Genomic DNA, 19,283 nt, shown 5'->3' on the forward strand with positions numbered 1-19,283 from the left:
TCCTGTGACGGGATGCAACGCCCTCTCAAAAATCATTCGCTCAGGTAGCGAGAACGCGCTGCGAGGGAAAGTTGATTTCAACCAGCGTGCCTTCGTTGGGCGAAGAACTGATCGAAAAATTGGCCCGGTTCGCATCAACCATCGCCTTGGTCAGTGGCAGGCCGAGGCCGGTACCATCGCCACGAATGCGGTTGCTGGACGCCACCTGCCGGAAAGGTTTCATCGCCTGTTCCAGTTCCGAACGGCTCATGCCGATGCCGGTGTCGCGAATACGCAGGTTGACACTGCCATTCGGCTCATAGGCGGTTGACACAACAATCTGTCCGCCAGCGGGTGTGAAGCGGATGGCGTTGGAAAGAATGTTGAGCACGATCTGCTTGATCGAACGAAGATCGGCGACAATGGCTGGAACAGACTGCGAAAGCGAGGTGCGGATGATGACACGCTGGTTGTTGGCCTGTGGCTGCACCAGCGATACCGCTTCAGAGATCGTTTCGTTCAGTTCAACAGCCACGAAATCGAGATCCATCTGGCCGGCTTCGATTTTCGAGATATCGAGCAGATCATTGACGATATCCAGCACATGGCGTCCAGAACGGCCAATATCATTGGCATATTCGACATAACGCGGGTGTCCAATCGGCCCGAAACGCTCCGTTGCCATCATGTCGGCAAAACCGATAATGGCGTTAAGCGGCGTGCGAATTTCATGACTGACGCGGGCAAGAAAGTCGGTTTTGTGCGCGTTGGCGGTTTCCGCAACACGCTTGGCATTGCGCAATTCTTCCTCGGTACGTTTCCACTGGGTAATGTCGCGGATGACCGCGCAGAACCCTCTGGAAGACTTGAGCCGGCCGATGGTCATGAACAGCGGCAGGAAACCACCGCTTGCTTCGCGGCCGATAACGTCACGGCCGTCGTTCAGAACACTGGCGACACCATTGTTCGACAAACCCGACAAGTAATCGAGAACGGCCTTCTGGCTTTCATGGGCAAACAGAACAACGAAGGGTTTGCCGCTGATCTCGCCATTGTCGTAATTGAACAACGCGCTGGCAGACCTGTTGAGGGAGCGGATGGTGCCTTCCTCGTCCAGAATGACGATGCCATCAGTTGCCGTTTCGAGGATCGAGTGCAGTTCATCGACTTCACCCTGCAATGTCTCGACCGCAAGGGTGTTTGCAGGAGCTTCGATCACCTCGGCCACTGCAGCGACAGGGGTTGGCTCTACGACCTTGTGGACCGGCACCAACGACAACATCAGTGCGGCGGCGCCATTCCAGCGAATGGACTGCAGGCGGGCATTGACAGGAATGAGATCATTTTCGGCACTTACGGCAACCATGCCGCCACTGCCTTCGCCGATATTCTCCAGATCCTGTCTTTGCAGCAGCGCGTCAATACCACCAACCGAAGCCAGTTCCTCAACAGAGCTGTAGCCAGTCAGACGCAGGAAGTCCTGGTTGGCGTGAATAAGGTCATCGCCTGTGTGGATGAGCAGCGCCAGCGGCAGCGCATCAACGGTTTCTTCCGTCAATGTACCGACCTCACGGGCAGGTGGCGCTTCGTGTTCCACCTCGGTGATCTCAGGTTCTACGTCGGCAACCTCAGGCGCTTCCAGTTCGTCAACCTCTGACGTGGCTGTGATTTCTTCTTCTGCCGGTGTCAGCTCGTCACTGAGTGAAACGGGCGCTTCAACAGCGACCTCTTCAGAAACGTCCGAGACATCAGCAACTGGGCTTTCCAGCGCAACCTCTTGTACCACGGGTGGCAAAGGCTCGGACACCTGCGCAGGTTCCAATTCATCCTTGGGCGTCAACTGACGTGCAATTTCACGGAATGCAGCCTGTTCGCCGGGGCTCAAGCCATCACGTCCACGGGAACGATGTTCTTCCAGCTGAATGATCTTGTCCGAGTAACGACGATTTGGGGTTTCGCTGATGCGAAGCACAGGAACTTCTTCGTGTGGCGGCTGCAAAGCAACAGGCTCTTCGTGCTCTGCTTCGCTGTGCTCCTCCGCGACGATAACCGGCTCGTCGGTCAGCTCGGTTTCAGGCTCATGGTCTTCGACCTCGGCGAATGGCGCCTCGTCTGCCTGTTGCTCTTCCTGCGGTAGAATAGTTTCGGCATCTGGCAGCGTCGTGCCGACCACGTCCAGCAAAGGAGCGATATCGGTTTCGGCAAGTGTCAGGCCGATAGCATGCGGGTCTTCAACGGCATCGGCCAGTCTCACGATGCCGAAACCACGGAAACCGTCAAACTCGCGGGTGCGCGTATAGGTCGGCAGGGCCGCAAGATCGATCGGCACAACAAGTGATGTGCCTTCGACCGGCCAGAAAATCGTTTTGCCAGACCATGTGTCACGTTTGCTGAGCAGTTCGGTGATCTTGCCGTCCTTGTCGAGGTTCAGCAGGCTCGAAACATCCGCAAAGGACATGCCCTCAACAGCGGCAGAACGTGGTCCGACGGCTTCGGCGAATTCGTGCGAGATCGAGCTGAAGCAACCATTCGCATCGATTTTCCAGACAAACCGCGAAGCCCGGGCCGATGGATTGAATATGAATGTGCCCGGCGCCGCAGATGGTGCGTCGTCAGCGTGTTCAATCTGTTCAGCGACCGTTTCTGTTTCTACAACGGTTTCTACAGGTACGTCCGCGGCGGCAAGGGGCTCGATGTCGTCAAAAACTGGAAAGTCGAGGTCCTTGGAACGCTCATCATAATTTTCGGTAACAGAGAGCTGTACTTCTTCCTCTGCAACGTCGATGGTTTCCTCAGCCTCAGCCTCAGCCTCAGCCTCAGCCTCAGCCTCAGCCTCAGCCTCAGCCTCAGCCTCAGCCTCAGCCTCAGCCTCAGCCTCAGCCTCAGCCTCAGCCTCAGCCTCAGCCTCAGCCTGTTCAGGAGCTTCAACGTCAGCGAAGATTAGCGACGCCTGCGCATCAAGTGCTTCTGATGCATCAAACTCTTCGTCCTGCTGCGGCAGATCTTCAATGCTGGCGATATCGTTGATCAGTGTCTCGAATTTGTTGTCAGCCGGTTCAATAACCTGTTCTGTCACCTCTACAGCTGTCACGGGCGCTGCCGGAGCGACATCGTCTTGCTCGCTGCCGTCGAAAACCGGGTCGAGTGTCCCGATTGCGGTTTCCACCACAAACAGCAGGTTCATGATCGGTGCCTGGCTCAGCTGGCCGGTGGCGGCTGGCAAATAACCCTTGCCGGTCGGAATAGGGCGCTTAACCAGATGCCCGGCCTGATGCTGGGTCATTGTTGTCAGCGTTTTTACGGTATTAGGCGTGATGCCGAGATTGCGAAAATTATCCGACGCCGCAAGGATCAGCCCACTGTCATCCAACACCGCCAGATGAATGTCGGGATCGCTGAAACCCTCGATCATGCGATTTGCACAGTCCTGCGCCGATGGCTGTTGCACATCAACGGGCGATGAAAAAAGAATGGCCTGGGTATTGTTATCGACCTCGATCAGTTCGACGATTGCCTTGACCGGAAAGGTTCTGAAACCCGCGGCAATACGCGCGGTAAAAAACTGGGAATCGCCAACGGCCGATAGCTTGCTCGCCGCCATCGAAATCTGTCGGAAGGTGATATCCTGCGGCTTCGGGCCATGATCCACAAAATCATAGATCGAAGGCGTGCCAAACAGCGAGGCGCCGCGACCGTTTGCCCACAGGACATGGCCGAGATCGACAGAAAACAACACCAAGGCTTCGCCCCGGCCGAAACGGTCACGCACACGCTCATGAACAGCTATATCTATGAAAGGATATTGAACGGCGGGCATCTCGAAACCTATTCTGGTACTGCTGACCCCAGCATGTTTCTGTCGCTTTTCCTCATGAAAAGCCAAGCATTAATGCGTACAGGGCATGTTAACAGAATATTAAATAACTTCCCAGCGCACGGCGGTCCATAATCACCAGCAGGGAATTGGCAAACAGAGTTAATTGCCAGAAGTTTGGTTGTTGGTGGGCCTGCGGTCAATGATCGGCATTTGCTATTCCACGTCTTTTTTTGTAAAAAGTTCAAAGGGTCTTGCAAAAATGGAAAACACCCCGTATGTGACCCCCATAGCGGCCTTGCGGCCGGTCGTGTGCGGTTGTAGCTCAGTTGGTTAGAGCGCAGGTTTGTGGCACCTGAGGTCGGTGGTTCAACTCCACTCAACCGTACCATTTTTCCACATAAATTCAGACAGTTGTAAGACGCCAGGGATGTAAAAAGCCCCGTTTGCCCTGTCTGCTATGGTTTCTCACCATGTGACCGCTTTCTGGAGTTTTCGCAAATTTGCGTCCGGTGCGCCCGGTTTGTGTGTTCAGATCGAAATCACCGGCTTTGAAACGCGACTTGTGGCGCACTACGCCTAAAGCAGCATATTGATTCGCTTAAACGCGATTTTATCTCAACATTCTAACTGCATCTGTTTGTCGTTCAGGCAATCACTTTGGCGCGACTGAAAATGCGACAGATGAGGTCAAGCCGAAGCTTAATGTCGCAAAAAAGAACGTTCTGCACCCCACCGGTCGCGACGCTTCTGATTACGTCCAAATGAAAAGCCTCCCGCATTCTGACGTACGGGAGGCTTTTTATGTTTGAGATGAGGCGGCGATTTCGAGCAGCGCTGTCACGCTTATTTCTTCCAGAACAACATCAGATTGTTGGTCGTCTTGCCGCCGTAGCCGTCCATCACCTTGATATCGCTGACGAGCCGCAAACCTTCGCTGATAAAGGTGTTTTGGTAAAGATGCAGGTCTCTGTACTTGGCCACGTAACCGGACTGGTCTTCGAGAGACAGAGTATTGTGGTGAGACAGTGAGTCACCCATGATGATGAATGCGTTGTTGGACGCCAGATGGACCATTTTCTTGACGAGAGCATTAAATTTCTCATCGTCAATGATGCAGCTCGTTACGCCCATGCACAGGATGGTGTTGAACTTTTCCTGGTCTGGAGAAATTTCGTCCACCGTTGCACAGTGAAAGGTCATTTTGGGTTCGTGCGCGAAATTTTGTCTGGCAACATCCAGCAGGCCAGGCGAGATATCGTAGCCGACGATCTTCTCAGATTTCGGCAAAAACATTGCGGTATATTCGCCGTTGCCGCATCCGATATCCAAAGTCGAATGTGCGGCTGGAATATGTGAAATAATAACCTCGAGAATCTTTTTCTTTTTCTCGTAATATTCCGGTGCAGCCAGATGTGAATTGCTGGTGTTTTTCCAATAAATCTCGGATTTTTCCTGATGGGAAACCATGACGTCCGCCTTTTAAATTATGCGAAATTTCAATTTCGAATCACGTGCTTAGCACTGTTGGCAGGCAGCATCCCAATATTGCGGTGATTTTCAAGTGAAGTTACCTTGTCGCACGCTTTTTACAGGATATCTCGGTCGTGAGGCTGGGTCGGTGCGGCATGGGGGAAAGGCCCGCAATGCAGGCCGACAAACGTTCCGTCACACGCTCTCCATCAAACGAATGCATTCTGTTGTGAGGAAAGCAGTTTTCGGGCTTGTGGTTGATTGACGAATCGCGCGCAATAACTACTATATGTAGCGTTCTAGGTTCTTCCGGTCGCAAGACATGGAAGCTAAGATGGGAATATGGTGAGCCAGCGTAGTCAGGCGATGCCATAGCTGCCCCCGCAACTGTAAGCGGATAGCGTCTACTTAATTCCGTCACTGAAGCATGTGTGCTTTGGGAAGACTGGGTATGATGCCGTGACCCGCGAGCCAGGAGACCTGCCTCGAACAAGACAATCCACGGGCGGGGTGTCCGAAGGGTGCGTGTTATCCCAGGCATAGCTTGGCATGCGCACATTTGACCCCTGCCAAAGCTTCGGGGTGAAAGCATGCTGTATGAAATATGTGTTCCGTTCGTCATGATGCGCGCGCGGTATTTAATCTGATGTGATTTCAGAACCCCGAGAATTTTAAGAACCAACGGTTTTGTCGCCAAGACGTAACCGAATGCATCCGCTTGCCCATTTTATCGATCAACGAGGAACGTCATGAATATCACCGTCTACAGCAAACCTGCATGCGTACAGTGCACGGCCACGACACGCGCTCTCGAGCGACAGGGTATTGCGTACAATGTCATCGATGTTTCCGTTGACGATCAGGCGCTGATGCATGTGCAGAATCTCGGTTACCGTCAGGTGCCAGTTGTTGTGGCGGGTGACACCCATTGGGCCGGTTTCAGACCGGATATGATCAGCACGCTGTCGTGACGGACGATCGGCATGGGGCTGATCGTCTATTATTCATCGACATCGGAAAACACCCGCCGTTTTGTTGAAAAACTGGGGTTTCGGGCGCTGCGCCTACCAGTTGCGGCAGATCAAGTGCCGCCGCTGGTGACAGAACCTTATGTGCTTGTCGTGCCGACCTATGGCGGCGGCGGCGCAAAAGGTGCGGTGCCGAAACCGGTTATCCAGTTTTTGAACTCTACGGAAAATCGAAGCTTCATTCGCGGTGTTATCGCCGCTGGAAACACCAATTTCGGCGAGGCCTACTGCCTTGCCGGTGACATCATATCCCGCAAATGCGACGTGCCCTTTCTCTACAAATTCGAGCTGTTGGGTACCGGGGAAGATGTTGCGAAAGCCAAACATGGATTGGAACGATTTTGGACGTCACAACACTCGAGCGCCCACTAAAGGCGGGTGAAACGGCGCTGGATTATCACGCGCTGAACGCGATGCTGAACCTCTATGATGAGGATGGAAAAATCCAGCTCGACAAGGACAAGCTGGCGGCACGGCAGTATTTTCTCCAGCACGTCAACCAGAACACGGTCTTTTTTCATAACCTGCGGGAAAAGCTCGATTATCTGGTCTTGGAAGGCTATTACGAACAGGAGGTTCTGGACCAGTATTCCTTCAATTTCGTGCGTGATCTTTTCGACGAAGCCTATGCGCGTAAATTCCGCTTCCCGACCTTCCTAGGCGCATTCAAATATTACACCAGCTACACGCTGAAAACCTTTGACGGCAAGCGTTACCTCGAGCGCTACGAAGATCGTATCTGCATGGTGGCGCTGACGCTGGCGCGCGGTAATGAGCAGCTGGCCCGCAACCTGATGGATGAGGTCATTTCCGGTCGTTTCCAGCCGGCAACGCCGACATTTCTCAATGCCGGTAAAAAGCAGCGCGGCGAGCTGGTGTCTTGCTTCCTGTTGCGCATCGAAGACAACATGGAAAGCATTGGTCGTTCCATCAATTCGGCGCTGCAATTGTCCAAGCGTGGCGGCGGTGTCGCCCTGTCCCTGACCAACGTCCGCGAAATGGGCGCACCGATCAAGAACATCGAAAACCAGTCATCCGGCGTGATTCCTGTCATGAAGCTGCTGGAAGACGCATTTTCCTATGCCAACCAGCTCGGCGCACGCCAAGGGGCAGGGGCCGTTTATCTGCATGCGCACCACCCTGACATCATGCGGTTTCTCGACACCAAGCGCGAAAATGCCGATGAAAAAATCCGCATCAAAACCCTGTCGCTCGGCGTCGTCATTCCCGACATCACCTTTGAACTGGCCAAGAACAACGAGGATATGTACCTCTTCTCGCCCTATGACGTGGAGCGGGTTTACGGCGTGCCGTTTACCGAGATTTCGGTGACTGAAAAATACCGCGAAATGGTTGCCGACAGCCGCATTCGCAAGAAGAAGATCAAGGCCCGTGAGTTCTTCCAGATCATTGCAGAAATCCAGTTCGAAAGCGGTTATCCCTACATCATGTTCGAGGATACGGTGAACCGGGAAAACCCTGTTGCCGGTCGTATCACCATGAGCAATCTGTGCTCCGAAATCCTGCAGGTCAGCGACGCGAGTGTCTTTAATGACGACCTTTCCTACAGCCATATGGGCAAGGATATTTCCTGCAATCTCGGTTCGCTGAATATTGCTGCCGCGATGGACTCCGCAGATTTCGGCACGACCATCGAGACGGCAATTCGCGCTTTGACCGCCGTTTCGCAGATGAGCCATATCTCGTCCGTGCCATCGGTCGCAAAGGGCAATGAGGAAAGCCACGCGATTGGTCTTGGCCAGATGAACCTGCACGGTTATCTTGCACGCGAGCGCATTTATTATGGTTCGCCAGAAGGCATCGATTTTACCAATATCTATTTCTACACTGTGGCTTACCACGCAGTCCGCGCATCGAACCGGCTGGCTACGGAACTTGGTGAAAGCTTCAAGGGCTTTGAAAATTCCAAATACGCGTCTGGCGAATATTTCGATAAATATACGCAACGCGAATGGACGCCTGCGACTGAGAGGGTTCAGGAACTGTTTGAAAAGGCCGGTATTCACATTCCAACCCAAGACGACTGGCAGGAATTGAAAGAAGCGGTCATGACATCTGGTCTCTATAACCAGAACCTGCAGGCCGTGCCGCCAACCGGCTCGATCTCCTACATCAACCACTCTACGTCTTCGATCCATCCGATTGTCTCGAAAATCGAAATCCGCAAGGAAGGCAAAATTGGCCGCGTCTATTATCCCGCAGCCTATCTGACCAATGATAATCTTGAATATTATCAGGATGCCTATGAGATCGGTCCTGAAAAGATCATCGATACCTATGCCGCTGCCACACAACATGTCGATCAGGGACTGTCGCTGACACTGTTCTTCCGCGACACCGCCACCACCCGCGATATCAACCGCGCCCAGATCTATGCGTGGAAGCAGGGTATCAAGACCATTTATTACATTCGGTTGCGCCAGATGGCGCTGGAAGGCACGCAGGTTCAGGGCTGCGTTTCCTGCACGCTGTAAATTTGAGGGACAAGCAACATGAATATGCAAATCAAGGCGGCCAGCCGACTGCGTGCAATCAACTGGAACCGCATCGAGGACGACAAGGATCTGGAAGTCTGGAACCGTTTGACCGGCAATTTCTGGCTGCCGGAAAAGGTGCCGCTCTCCAATGATATCCCGTCTTGGGCAACATTAACCCCGCAGGAACAGCAGCTCACCATCCGTGTGTTTACTGGACTGACACTGCTCGACACCATTCAGAACGGTGTCGGCGCGGTAAAACTGATGGCAGATGCCATCACGCCGCATGAAGAGGCGGTGCTGTCCAACGTCTCCTTTATGGAGGCGGTGCATGCGCGCTCCTATTCTTCCATCTTCTCGACGCTGTGCCTGACGCCTGATGTTGACGATGCTTATCGCTGGTCAGAAGAAAACGAGTTCCTGCAGCGCAAATCGACGTTGATCATGGAGCAATATGCCTCCGATGATCCTCTCAAGAAGAAGGTCGCCAGCGTCTTCCTGGAAAGCTTCCTGTTCTATTCCGGCTTTTACCTTCCGATGTATTGGTCCAGCCGCGCCAAGCTGACCAACACGGCTGACTTGATCCGCCTTATCATTCGCGACGAAGCCGTTCACGGTTACTACATCGGCTACAAGTTTCAGCGGGCGCTGGTTCGTCTCAGCGATACCAGGAAACAGGAGATCAAGGACTTTGCCTTTGATTTGCTGCTTGAGCTTTATGACAACGAGGCGAAATACACCGAAGAACTCTATGATGGTGTTGGCCTCAGCGAAGACGTCAAGAAATTCCTGCACTACAACGGCAACAAGGCGCTGATGAACCTGGGATATGAGGCGCTGTTTCCGCCGGAAGCATGCAAGGTTAATCCGGCAATTCTTTCAGCGCTTTCACCCAATGCAGACGAAAATCACGACTTCTTTTCCGGTTCTGGTTCGTCCTACGTCATCGGTAAAGCGGTTGCGACCGAGGATGACGACTGGGATTTTTAAACCGCGACCTGTCTGTCCAGTTCGCACGCAAAGTGGGGTGCACTGATTTTTTGTGATAGCGGTGGTGGTGTCAGGCTGCCGCCGCCATTGGGCAAAACAAAAAACGGTTGGCTAAAATGCCGTGTGCTGGTATGTTCTGCCCAACGAAACCTTTAAACGCCTGCGGCATTGCTTCTCGCTTTGCGCGGCGAAATGGACAAGACAGTGACTGACCCCGGCAGCGGCGAAAAGCCGTCAGAATCAGGGGCGTCGACGGTAAACAAGAGCAGAGCGAAACGCTCTCGACGTGGTAAAGGCAAGCGCAACGGTACCAACCGTGGCGCCCAAGTTGCTACGCCGGTTGTTGTCGTCGGTTCCCATGCTGATTCTCAGCATGAAACCTCACCCGGCCAGGATGCCGGTGAGCGCAAGCGCAAACGGCGCAGGCGTTCGCGCGGCAGCGGACAAAATTCCAATCCAGAAGCAAAATCTGCCAGCGATGGTGCGCAAGCCAATGGCCAGGCCGCCAAGGCGGCAGGACCAAATGCCGGTTCACCTGAGGGACGCAAATCTCGCGACCGTCGCCGTGGACACCGCGGGCCGCAAGGCCGGCCGCTGGTTCCGACGCATGTTGCCAAGAACGGCAAGCCGCAAGGCCAGTCGTCCGGGCAAGACGGAACGGGATCGACGTCGCGTGGTGATGGTCACCGGCATGGCCAGCGCCAGCACAGCCATGACCGTGATGCGGATCAGGCCGCCGATATGTATGCGGCGCTTGATCTCGGCACCAACAATTGCCGCCTGCTGATTGCCCAGCCAACGCGTCCCGGCCAGTTCCGTGTCGTAGATGCCTTTTCGCGTATCGTGCGCTTGGGGGAGGGGCTGATTTCAACCGGCCGTCTTTCCAATGAGGCGATGGACCGTGCCGTGGAAGCTCTGCGCGTTTGTGCTGCAAAACTGTCGGGACGTCCCATCCGGCGCATGCGCCTGATTGCGACTGAAGCCTGCCGCGCTGCCGAAAACGGGGAGGAGTTCCTGTCCCGCGTCACCCGCGAGACCGGCCTGGACCTCGAAATCATCAGCCGTGAAACTGAAGCGCGTCTTGCCGTCTCCGGTTGCTCGTCGTTGATTGGCCGTGATGCCCGATCGGTTGTGCTGTTTGATATCGGTGGCGGTTCATCGGAAATTGCCGTTATCCGCGTTGGTGAAAATCGCTCCAACCGTCTTGCCAACCACATTACCCACTGGACATCGCTACCGGTTGGCGTGGTTACCCTGTCGGAACGTCACGGTGGTCGCGATGTTACACCGCAGGTGTTTTCTGCGATGGTGACCGAAGTTGAAGGCCTTCTCGATTCGTTCGTGTGCCCTCCATTTGCGGCAAGCGACGTACTGGAAGATTTCCACCTGATCGGCACATCAGGCACGGTCACCACACTGGCCGGTGTCCACCTGGATTTGCCACGGTATGATCGCCGCAAGGTGGATGGCTTGTGGTTGTCGGACCGCGAAGTGACAGCCATGCAGAACAAGCTGCTGGATTGGGATTTTGCTGGCCGCGCCGCCAATGCCTGCATCGGGCCGGATCGTGCCGATCTGGTGCTGGCGGGTTGCGCTATTCTGGAGGCCATTCGTCGCCGCTGGCCAGCCCGGCGCATGCGGGTCGCGGACCGCGGGCTGCGTGAAGGCCTGTTGACCGATATGATGGCGGATGATGGCGCGTGGCGACGCAATCGTCTACGCCGCCAGCAAAACGGTGCGAGATAAGGAAAAAAGTTTATGAGTAAGCCTCCAGTCGGAAGCAATCGCACCGGCCGCAAAATTGGCCAGAAGGTGAAAAAAACCAAGCTCAAGGCGTCATCGCGCCGTTGGATTGAACGCCATATCAATGACCCCTATGTGCAACGCGCCAAGCTGGAAGGCTACCGCGCCCGTGCAGCCTACAAGCTTCTCGAGATCAACGACAAACATCAGATCTTGAAGGGTGCGACCCGCATTATCGACTTGGGTGCCGCTCCGGGCAGCTGGTCGCAGATTGCCGCCAAGGTTACGGATTCGACCGAAGACGATATCCGCGTTGCCGCGATCGACTTCCTTGAGGTCGATCCTATTCCGGGCGTTCGTCTGTTGCAGCTCGATTTCCTTGATCCGACTGCGCCAGAAAAGCTGAAGGAAGCAATCGGCGGCACACCGGATCTCGTCTTGTCGGACATGGCGGCGCCGACCACGGGCCATCAAAAAACCGACCATATTCGCACGATGCATCTATGCGAAGTCGCGGCGGACTTTGCGATTGAGGTGTTGGCAGAAGGCGGACACTTCCTTGCCAAGACCTTCCAGGGTGGCACGGAAAAGTCGCTGCTTGATCTGTTGAAGCGCAACTTCAAACAGGTGCTGCATATCAAACCTGCGTCATCGCGCTCTGAGTCGGTAGAAATGTTCCTGCTGGCCAAGGGCTTCAAGGGTCGCAAAGATACAGGTGCGGCCGACCACCATGCCGACGAGCGCGATACTTTCGAGCAGGACGCCGACGAAGACGTCTAAGCGACAACGTTTCGATCTTTAATGGCTGCGCAGCCCTTTATAAGCGCTGCGCAGTGTTGTTTTCCGTTGTTATCTGATTTTCGGACGATGCCCGGATATTGCTTCACCTGCGTTTTTGTCCAGGCGGAACAGCGGTATCAGGGCAAGAAGCGAAAATGCCGCGACAATCACGAATGCCAGATGGAAGTCCGCAAGTTGCAGGTGTGAACCGGTCAATGCGGCACTGACTTCCAGAATGGTCGCCGCAAACGCAACGCCCAATGCAAGGCTGATCTGTTGCAGAACCGACGACATGGATGTCGCCTGGCTGGCCTGATTGTTGTCGATCTCCGAATAGCTCAGCGCATTTGAGCCCGTAAAGAAGAACGACCGGGCAAACCCGGACACGACAAGAACACTGATGATGATCGCGTGCGGTGTTTCCGGCACAAATAGCGCATTGGCTGCTGTTGTAAACGCGCCAACCACCGAGGCGACAATCAACGTGGTCTTGAAGCCGGTCGCGGCAAACATCCGCTTTGCAATAAACTTCGTGGTGATGGCGCCGATCGCGCCCGCAAAGGTGACCATGCCAGACTGAAATGCATTCAACCCGAACCCGATCTGCAACATCAGCGGCATCAGGAAAGGAATGGCGCCGGTCGATATACGGAAGATCGTGCCACTGACCGAGGTTATTCTGAATGTCGTGTTCTGGAAAATCTTGAAGTCGAGGATCGGGGCCGGGTGCCTGCGGGCATGGATCACGTAAAGCACGCCAGCGACGATACCGGTGAGAATTGAGGCGATGCCAATGGTCGGCGGCAGAGCAGGAAGGCTGATAACCGAAACACCGAAAACCACGCCCGATGCGGCGACGGATGACAGAATAAAACCTCTCACATCCATTGCCGGCGGATTGGTGGTTTCGATCACCGGCAAGTAGATGCTGGACAGCACGATACCGGCGACACCGATCGGGATGTTGATCAAGAAAATCCAGTGCCAGGAAAAATAGGTCGTGATGAAGCCGCCGACCGGTGGTCCCGTCAGCGGGCCAAGCAGCGCTGGGATGGTGAGCAAGGCCATGGCCGATACAAGTTCCTTGCGGTCTGTTGTGCGCAACAGGACGAGACGACCAACCGGCGTCATCATTGCGCCGCCCATGCCCTGCAAGAAGCGCGAAAGCACGAATTCTGTCAATGAACCGGATACCGCACAGAACAGCGAACCTACCATGAAGACGCCGATGGCCAGCCGGAAGATGGTCTTGGCGCCAAATTTGTCAGCCATCCATCCGCTGATCGGAATGAAGATTGCCAACGCCACCATGTAGGAGGTGAGGGCCAGCTTGAGAGTAATCGGCCCGACATTGAGGTCATGAGCAATGGTCGGCAAGGCTGTTGCAATAACGGTGGAATCCATCTGCTCCATGAACAATGCCACGGCAAGGATAAGCGGTATGATGCGGTTCATGGGAAATGCCTGCGCTGCGCTTGTGATCAGGTTCACACGGTGTGTGTTTAGTTTCTATGCGGATCAATGCCAATTGCTTTGTCGTGGATTTGACATCCATCACGTGTGTGTGATGTTTCATCTAAGTGGTATCAACGTCTTAGTCTTGTCTGCATACTCCTGCCAAATGAAAACGGACATTTTTTTGAGGAGACAGGACAATGGCTGAGATTTCAAAAATCGGCAGACGCGTACTTCTGGGATCTGCCGGAACAGGTGTACTGGCTGCTCCGTTTATCATGGCGCGTGCGTCGATGGCGCAAACCGCGCAACCACAAACCTCCATGGAGATAAACCACGCTATGGGGCCGGAAACAAATCGCTTCAAGCTTGGCAATTTCGAGGTTCTGGTCATCAAGGACGGTGCAGCCGTTTCGGGACCGCCAAACGAAACCTTCGGCACCAACCAGTCTGCGGAAACCGTCGGCGAACTTCTGGAAGAGAACTTTCTTCCCAAGGACAAGTTCGTCAACAGCTTTGCACCCGTCATGATCAATACCGGATCGGAGCGCGTGCTGTTTGATACCGGCTTTGGTGAGGCTGGCCGTGCCAACGGTAATGGACGCCTGCAGGAGGGCCTGGCCGCGGCCGGTTACAAGCCCGAGGATATCTCGGTCGTTGTCCTGACCCACATGCACGGCGACCATATTGGCGGCCTGACGGAGAAGAACGCAGCGGCATTCCCCAACGCCCGTTATGTAGCAGGCAAGGTTGAATATGATTTCTGGACCAGCGATGCCCGCGTCGGAACCCCAGCTGAAAACGGCCACAAGGGTGTGCTCGGCAAGGTGAAGCCACTTGCAGACAAGATGACCTTTATCGGAGAAGGTGCTGAAGTTGTGTCAGGCATCACCGGTATCGAGGCTTTCGGCCACTCTCCCGGCCATATGATTTTCCGGGTGGAGTCGGAAGGTCGCCAACTTGTTCTAACCGCTGATACGGCCAACCATTATGTGCTGTCGTTGCAGCGTCCGGAATGGGAAGTGCGTTTCGACATGGACAAGGCTGCCGCTGCGGCAACCCGAAAAAAAGTCTTTGATATGATTGCGACCGACAAGCTGGCATTCCTCGGTTACCACATGCCATTCCCATCCGTCGGTTATGTCGAAAAGCAGGACCAGGGTTACACGTTCGTGCCGAAGTCCTACCAATTTGACCTGTAATAGCCTCCCGTTGTGGTAGAAACACAACGAGCTATGCATAATAGTGTGAGCTGATCAGCAGACCCGGATTAATGAATCCGGGTTTTTGCTATTTCCTTCCTGTCATAGACGTGTTACCAGCCCTCGCCAACTTCCAAGAACTCCTTGTGAAACCACCGGTGGATGATTCCTCCCGGCGGATACCCTATTCTTTAATGAAGGAAATTGGCATGGCACGTATTATTCAAACGCCCACAGGTTTGGACGCCCTCACTTTCGACGATGTGCTCTTGCAGCCGGGACACTCCGAAGTGATGCCGGGCCAGACGAATATTTCGACGCGTATCGCACGTGATATCGACCTGAACCTGCCTATTCTTTCCTCCGCAATGGACACCGTCACCGAAAGCCGCCTGGCGATTGCCATGGCACAGGCCGGTGGTATCGGCGTTATCCACCGCAACCTTACCCCTGCTGAACAGGCTGAAGAAGTTCGTCAGGTGAAGAAATTCGAAAGCGGCATGGTTGTAAACCCGGTCACCATCGGTCCGGATGCCAGCCTTGCTGAAGCCCAGAGCCTGATGAAGGCACACGGCATTTCCGGTATTCCGGTTGTCGAAAACGGCGGCCAGGGCGGCCACAAGACAGGCCGTCTGGTTGGTATTCTGACCAACCGTGACGTTCGTTTTGCTTCCGACCCAGCACAGAAAATCTACGAACTGATGACCCGCGAAAACCTCGTGACGGTCAAGGAAAGCAGTGTTGACCAGCAGGAAGCCCGTCGCCTTCTGCACAAGCACCGCATTGAAAAGCTGCTGGTGGTAGACGCGCAGGGCAACTGCGTTGGCTTGATCACTGTCAAGGACATCGAAAAGTCGCAGCTCAACCCGAATGCGACAAAGGATGCGCAGGGCCGCTTGCGTGCCGCAGCCGCCATCAGCGTTGGCGATGATGCCCGTGACCGTGCAGAGCGCCTGATCGATGCCGGCGTCGACATCCTTGTTGTCGACACCGCCCATGGCCATTCACAGCGCGTTCTCGACGCTGTTGCACAGGTCAAGAAGATGTCGAACGCTGTTCGCATCATCGCCGGTAACGTCGCGACCGCTGACGGCACCAAGGCGCTGATCGATGCAGGTGCTGACGCCGTCAAGGTTGGTATCGGCCCAGGTTCGATCTGCACCACACGTATCGTCGCAGGCGTTGGCGTTCCACAGCTTGCAGCCATCATGTCGGCCGTTGATGCAGCACAGTCCCTGGACATTCCTGTGATCGCCGATGGTGGTATCAAGTTCTCCGGCGACCTCGCCAAGGCTATCGCCGCCGGTGCATCCGCCGTGATGATTGGTTCGCTGCTGGCCGGCACGGATGAAAGCCCAGGCGAAGTGTTCCTCTATCAGGGCCGCTCCTTCAAGGCTTACCGTGGTATGGGCTCCGTTGGCGCCATGGCACGCGGTTCTGCAGACCGTTATTTCCAGGCCGAAGTTCGCGATACGCTGAAGCTGGTTCCCGAGGGTATTGAAGGTCAGGTTCCTTACAAGGGCCCGGTTTCCGGCGTTCTGCACCAGCTGGCAGGCGGCCTGAAAGCTGCTATGGGCTATGTCGGTGGCGCAACCATTCCTGAATTCCAGGACCGCGCGACATTCGTTCGTATTTCCGGTGCCGGCCTGCGCGAAAGCCACGCCCATGACGTGACGATTACCCGCGAGAGCCCGAATTATCCGGGTAGCGTTTGATCCTTACGCAGGCTAGGTTGACGGCCAGTTGAATTTTTGTGCGCTCCCTGATCCAGATCGGGTCAGGGAGCGTAACTATGAATACCGATGAAGGAGAGCCCGCATGTCACCCACAACCGCAATGTTCTGGCCGATGATTGCGCATGCTTTCCTTGTTTTCGGTCTTTATTGCTTGCTGTTCATTCGACGGAAAAAATACACCTTCCTCAACGCGGAAGCGGCGCGCCGTTTCAGGGATGCCGGTGAGGAGGCGCGCGAGAGCCAGTTGGTTAACAAGAATATTGCCAACCAGTTCGAACTTCCCGTGCTGTTCCACGCTGCATGCTTGTTGCTCTACATCACTGATGCGGACAATATCGTCACTATCGTGCTGGGATGGATTTTTGTGCTTTCGCGTTACGCCCATTCTTACTTTCATGTCACCAGCAATCGCCTGCGTTATCGTGCACCGGCATTTGCCATCGGCTTTGCCGCGTTGGTCTGCATGTGGGGCTGGATGGTGATCTGGCTGGCATTTGAATAGTCGCGACTGCCGCAAAACTGCGACACAGTGAGCAACGAAACCGTTTTCTCTTGCGATAGATCAACTCTACTGAATGTTGGTGTTCTATCCTTTGACCGTTCTATGGTTGAAGGAGGCAAGACAAATGGCAGCAATGATGAAGGCCGCAGTCGTCAGGGAGTTTGGCAAACCGCTTTCGATTGAAGAGGTGCCAATTCCCGATCCGGGCCCCGGCGAAATCCTCATGAAATATGAGGCGACCGGCGTTTGCCACACGGATTTGCACGCAGCAAACGGTGACTGGCCGGTTAAGCCCAAGCCACCCTTTATTCCCGGCCATGAAGGCGTTGGTTATGTCGCCAAGATTGGCGCTGGCGTAACCGGCATCAAGGAAGGTGACCGTGCTGGCACGCCTTGGCTCTACAGTGCCTGCGGTTGCTGCGTTCCATGCCGCACCGGCTGGGAGACATTGTGCGCCGAACAGAAAAACTCCGGTTATTCTGTGAATGGCAGCTTTGCGCAATATGGTCTTGCCGATCCGAAATATGTTGGCCGTCTGCCTGACAATCTCGATTTCGGTCCTGCGGCTCCCGTGCTGTGCGCCGGTGTGACCGTCTACAAGGGCCTGAAGGAAACCGAGGTGAAACCCGGTGAATGGGTGGTCATTTCCGGTATCGGCGGTCTTGGCCACATGGCGGTGCAATATGCAAAGGCTATGGGCATGCATGTGGTTGCCGCTGATATTTTTGACGACAAGCTGGAACTGGCGAAAAAGCTTGGTGCCGATATCGTCGTTAACGGCAAGGCGCCGGATGCGATTGAGCAAGTGCAGAAAGCAACAAAGGGTGTTCACGGTGCATTGGTAACAGCCGTTTCGCCGAAGGCTATGGAGCAGGCCTTTGGTTTCCTGCGTTCCAAGGGCACGATGGCGCTGGTCGGTCTGCCACCGGGTTACATTTCCCTGCCGGTGTTCGATACGGTGTTGAAGCGCATTACAGTGCGCGGCTCGATTGTCGGGACACGACAGGACCTTGAGGAATCCCTGGCCTTTGCAGGTGAGGGCAAGGTGGCCGCCCACTTCTCATGGGACAAGCTGGAAAACATCAATGATATTTTCCACCGCATGCAGGAAGGCAAGATCGACGGCCGTATCGTTGTCGATCTGAACTAGTCTTTCACATGTCCGACAGCCTGTGTTTCTTTCAAAGCACAGGCTGTTATCATCTCTGCCAATGCCGCCATGTCGTCCGCACGCGCGCTGGTGCGTCGCCAGGCAAGGCCAATCTGCCGGGATGGCTGCGGCTCGGCAAAGGCAACGATCCTCAGATTGTTGCGTTTGGTTTCCAAGGGTACCGCGATCTCCGGAATAAGCGTCATGCCCATATCGTGCGAAACCATCTGCAGCAGCGTGGTCATCGACGTTGCACCAAAATTCACCAGACTGCGTTTGCCGGCTGTGCCACACACCGCCAATGCCTGGTCGCGCAGGCAATGGCCTTCTTCCAGCAGCAGCAACCTGTCCATGTCGACCTGCGCTTCTGTCATCGGGGAGGAGAGCACGCTGTCCTCATTGCTGGCAACGGCCATGTAAAAGCGGTCCGTAAACAGCACCTGGCTGGCAAGTGACTCGTCATCCAGCGGCAGAGCAGCAATCACCGCGTCCAACTTACCTTCAAGCAGGTCACTGCGCAGCCGGTCTGTGACGGCTTCCTTCAATTCGATTTCAATGCGTGGATAGGTTTGGCGCAGTCGCGGTATCAGTTGTGGCACAAGATAAGGTGCAATGGTTGGAATGATGCCGATACGAACTGGACCCTCCAGCACACCCGACCCCTTGCGGGCCGTTGCCTCAAGCCGATCGACCTCAGCGAGAATTGCCCGGGCATGCTGTAATATTTCCATGCCTTTTTGGGTTATAATGACCCCGCTGCGGCTCCGCTCTACTAGCTTTACGCCGAGATGGTTCTCCATCTCCATAATCTGGGCCGATAGCGCTGGTTGACTGATGTTGGCCGCACGGGCCGCTCTTCCAAAGTGAAGTGTGTTGGACAGAGTTTCAAAATACCGCATTTGCCGAAGTGTAATCATGATAGGAAAATCCTAT

At 54.9% G+C, this 19,283-nt stretch carries 14 protein-coding genes, 1 tRNA gene and 1 riboswitch; of the genes, 11 read left to right on the plus strand and 4 right to left on the minus strand.

All coding sequences use genetic code 11. The annotated features are described in order from the left end of the window. Nucleotides 1-40: 40 nt before the first annotated feature. Complete coding sequence (locus tag IB237_RS02650) at nucleotides 41-3,796, minus strand: ATP-binding protein (protein ID WP_192487049.1); 3,756 nt, start codon at nucleotides 3,794-3,796, stop codon at nucleotides 41-43. Nucleotides 3,797-4,107: 311 nt separating this feature from the next. On the opposite strand from IB237_RS02650, the gene IB237_RS02655 reads away from it, so the two are divergent. Beyond that, nucleotides 4,108-4,184 (plus strand) — tRNA-His (locus IB237_RS02655). A 455-nt stretch (nucleotides 4,185-4,639) separates the two neighbouring features. Here IB237_RS02655 and IB237_RS02660 read toward each other — a convergent pair. Further along, nucleotides 4,640-5,263, minus strand: coding sequence for a bifunctional 2-polyprenyl-6-hydroxyphenol methylase/3-demethylubiquinol 3-O-methyltransferase UbiG (locus IB237_RS02660; protein WP_192487050.1), 624 nt, complete (start codon nucleotides 5,261-5,263; stop codon nucleotides 4,640-4,642). A 287-nt stretch (nucleotides 5,264-5,550) separates the two neighbouring features. Further along, nucleotides 5,551-5,769, plus strand: a riboswitch (cobalamin riboswitch). 246 nt (nucleotides 5,770-6,015) lie between these two features. On the opposite strand from IB237_RS02660, the gene nrdH reads away from it, so the two are divergent. From nrdH to IB237_RS02690, 6 genes are all read left to right on the plus strand, one after another. After that, nucleotides 6,016-6,237, plus strand: a complete 222-nt coding sequence (gene nrdH / locus IB237_RS02665; RefSeq protein ID WP_192487051.1) for a glutaredoxin-like protein NrdH — start codon at nucleotides 6,016-6,018, stop codon at nucleotides 6,235-6,237. A 12-nt stretch (nucleotides 6,238-6,249) separates the two neighbouring features. Then, entirely contained in the window at nucleotides 6,250-6,666 is a 417-nt protein-coding gene (gene nrdI, locus IB237_RS02670; RefSeq protein WP_192487052.1) for a class Ib ribonucleoside-diphosphate reductase assembly flavoprotein NrdI, read from the plus strand. Then, nucleotides 6,636-8,789 (plus strand): class 1b ribonucleoside-diphosphate reductase subunit alpha, encoded by a 2,154-nt coding sequence (gene nrdE / locus IB237_RS02675; RefSeq protein ID WP_192487053.1) that lies wholly within the window; start codon nucleotides 6,636-6,638, stop codon nucleotides 8,787-8,789. Before nrdI ends, nrdE begins: the two co-directional genes overlap by 31 nt. 18 nt (nucleotides 8,790-8,807) lie before the next feature. After that, complete coding sequence (gene nrdF / locus IB237_RS02680) at nucleotides 8,808-9,782, plus strand: class 1b ribonucleoside-diphosphate reductase subunit beta (protein ID WP_192487054.1); 975 nt, start codon at nucleotides 8,808-8,810, stop codon at nucleotides 9,780-9,782. Between the two features lie 192 nt (nucleotides 9,783-9,974). Then, nucleotides 9,975-11,528 (plus strand): Ppx/GppA phosphatase family protein, encoded by a 1,554-nt coding sequence (locus tag IB237_RS02685; protein WP_192487055.1) that lies wholly within the window; start codon nucleotides 9,975-9,977, stop codon nucleotides 11,526-11,528. Nucleotides 11,529-11,540: 12 nt separating this feature from the next. Beyond that, a complete protein-coding gene (locus tag IB237_RS02690; protein WP_192487056.1) occupies nucleotides 11,541-12,305 on the plus strand; it encodes an RlmE family RNA methyltransferase in 765 nt (254 codons plus the stop codon). A gap of 69 nt (nucleotides 12,306-12,374) precedes the next feature. On the opposite strand, the gene IB237_RS02695 is transcribed toward IB237_RS02690, so the two are convergent. Next, nucleotides 12,375-13,760: an MDR family MFS transporter gene (locus IB237_RS02695; RefSeq protein ID WP_192487057.1), complete on the minus strand. Its 1,386-nt coding sequence runs from the start codon at nucleotides 13,758-13,760 to the stop codon at nucleotides 12,375-12,377. Between the two features lie 200 nt (nucleotides 13,761-13,960). Between IB237_RS02695 and IB237_RS02700 the strand changes: the two genes are divergently transcribed. From IB237_RS02700 to adhP, 4 genes are all read left to right on the plus strand, one after another. After that, entirely contained in the window at nucleotides 13,961-14,962 is a 1,002-nt protein-coding gene (locus IB237_RS02700; protein ID WP_192487058.1) for an MBL fold metallo-hydrolase, read from the plus strand. A gap of 209 nt (nucleotides 14,963-15,171) precedes the next feature. Next, nucleotides 15,172-16,677, plus strand: a complete 1,506-nt coding sequence (gene guaB / locus IB237_RS02705) for an IMP dehydrogenase (protein ID WP_192487059.1) — start codon at nucleotides 15,172-15,174, stop codon at nucleotides 16,675-16,677. A gap of 121 nt (nucleotides 16,678-16,798) precedes the next feature. Then, nucleotides 16,799-17,200 carry an MAPEG family protein gene (locus IB237_RS02710; RefSeq protein WP_192487840.1) on the plus strand — a complete coding sequence of 134 codons (402 nt, stop codon included), beginning with the start codon at nucleotides 16,799-16,801 and terminating at the stop codon, nucleotides 17,198-17,200. Between the two features lie 124 nt (nucleotides 17,201-17,324). Continuing rightward, nucleotides 17,325-18,350, plus strand: a complete 1,026-nt coding sequence (adhP, locus tag IB237_RS02715; RefSeq protein ID WP_192487060.1) for an alcohol dehydrogenase AdhP — start codon at nucleotides 17,325-17,327, stop codon at nucleotides 18,348-18,350. On the opposite strand, the gene IB237_RS02720 is transcribed toward adhP, so the two are convergent. Continuing rightward, a complete protein-coding gene (locus tag IB237_RS02720; RefSeq protein WP_192487061.1) occupies nucleotides 18,347-19,267 on the minus strand; it encodes a hydrogen peroxide-inducible genes activator in 921 nt (306 codons plus the stop codon). The two genes, adhP and IB237_RS02720, sit on opposite strands and share 4 nt — an antisense overlap. Between the last annotated feature and the right edge of the window lie 16 nt (nucleotides 19,268-19,283).

This window comes from Agrobacterium sp. AGB01 (assembly GCF_014851585.1).
Classification (GTDB): Bacteria; Pseudomonadota; Alphaproteobacteria; order Rhizobiales; family Rhizobiaceae; genus Agrobacterium.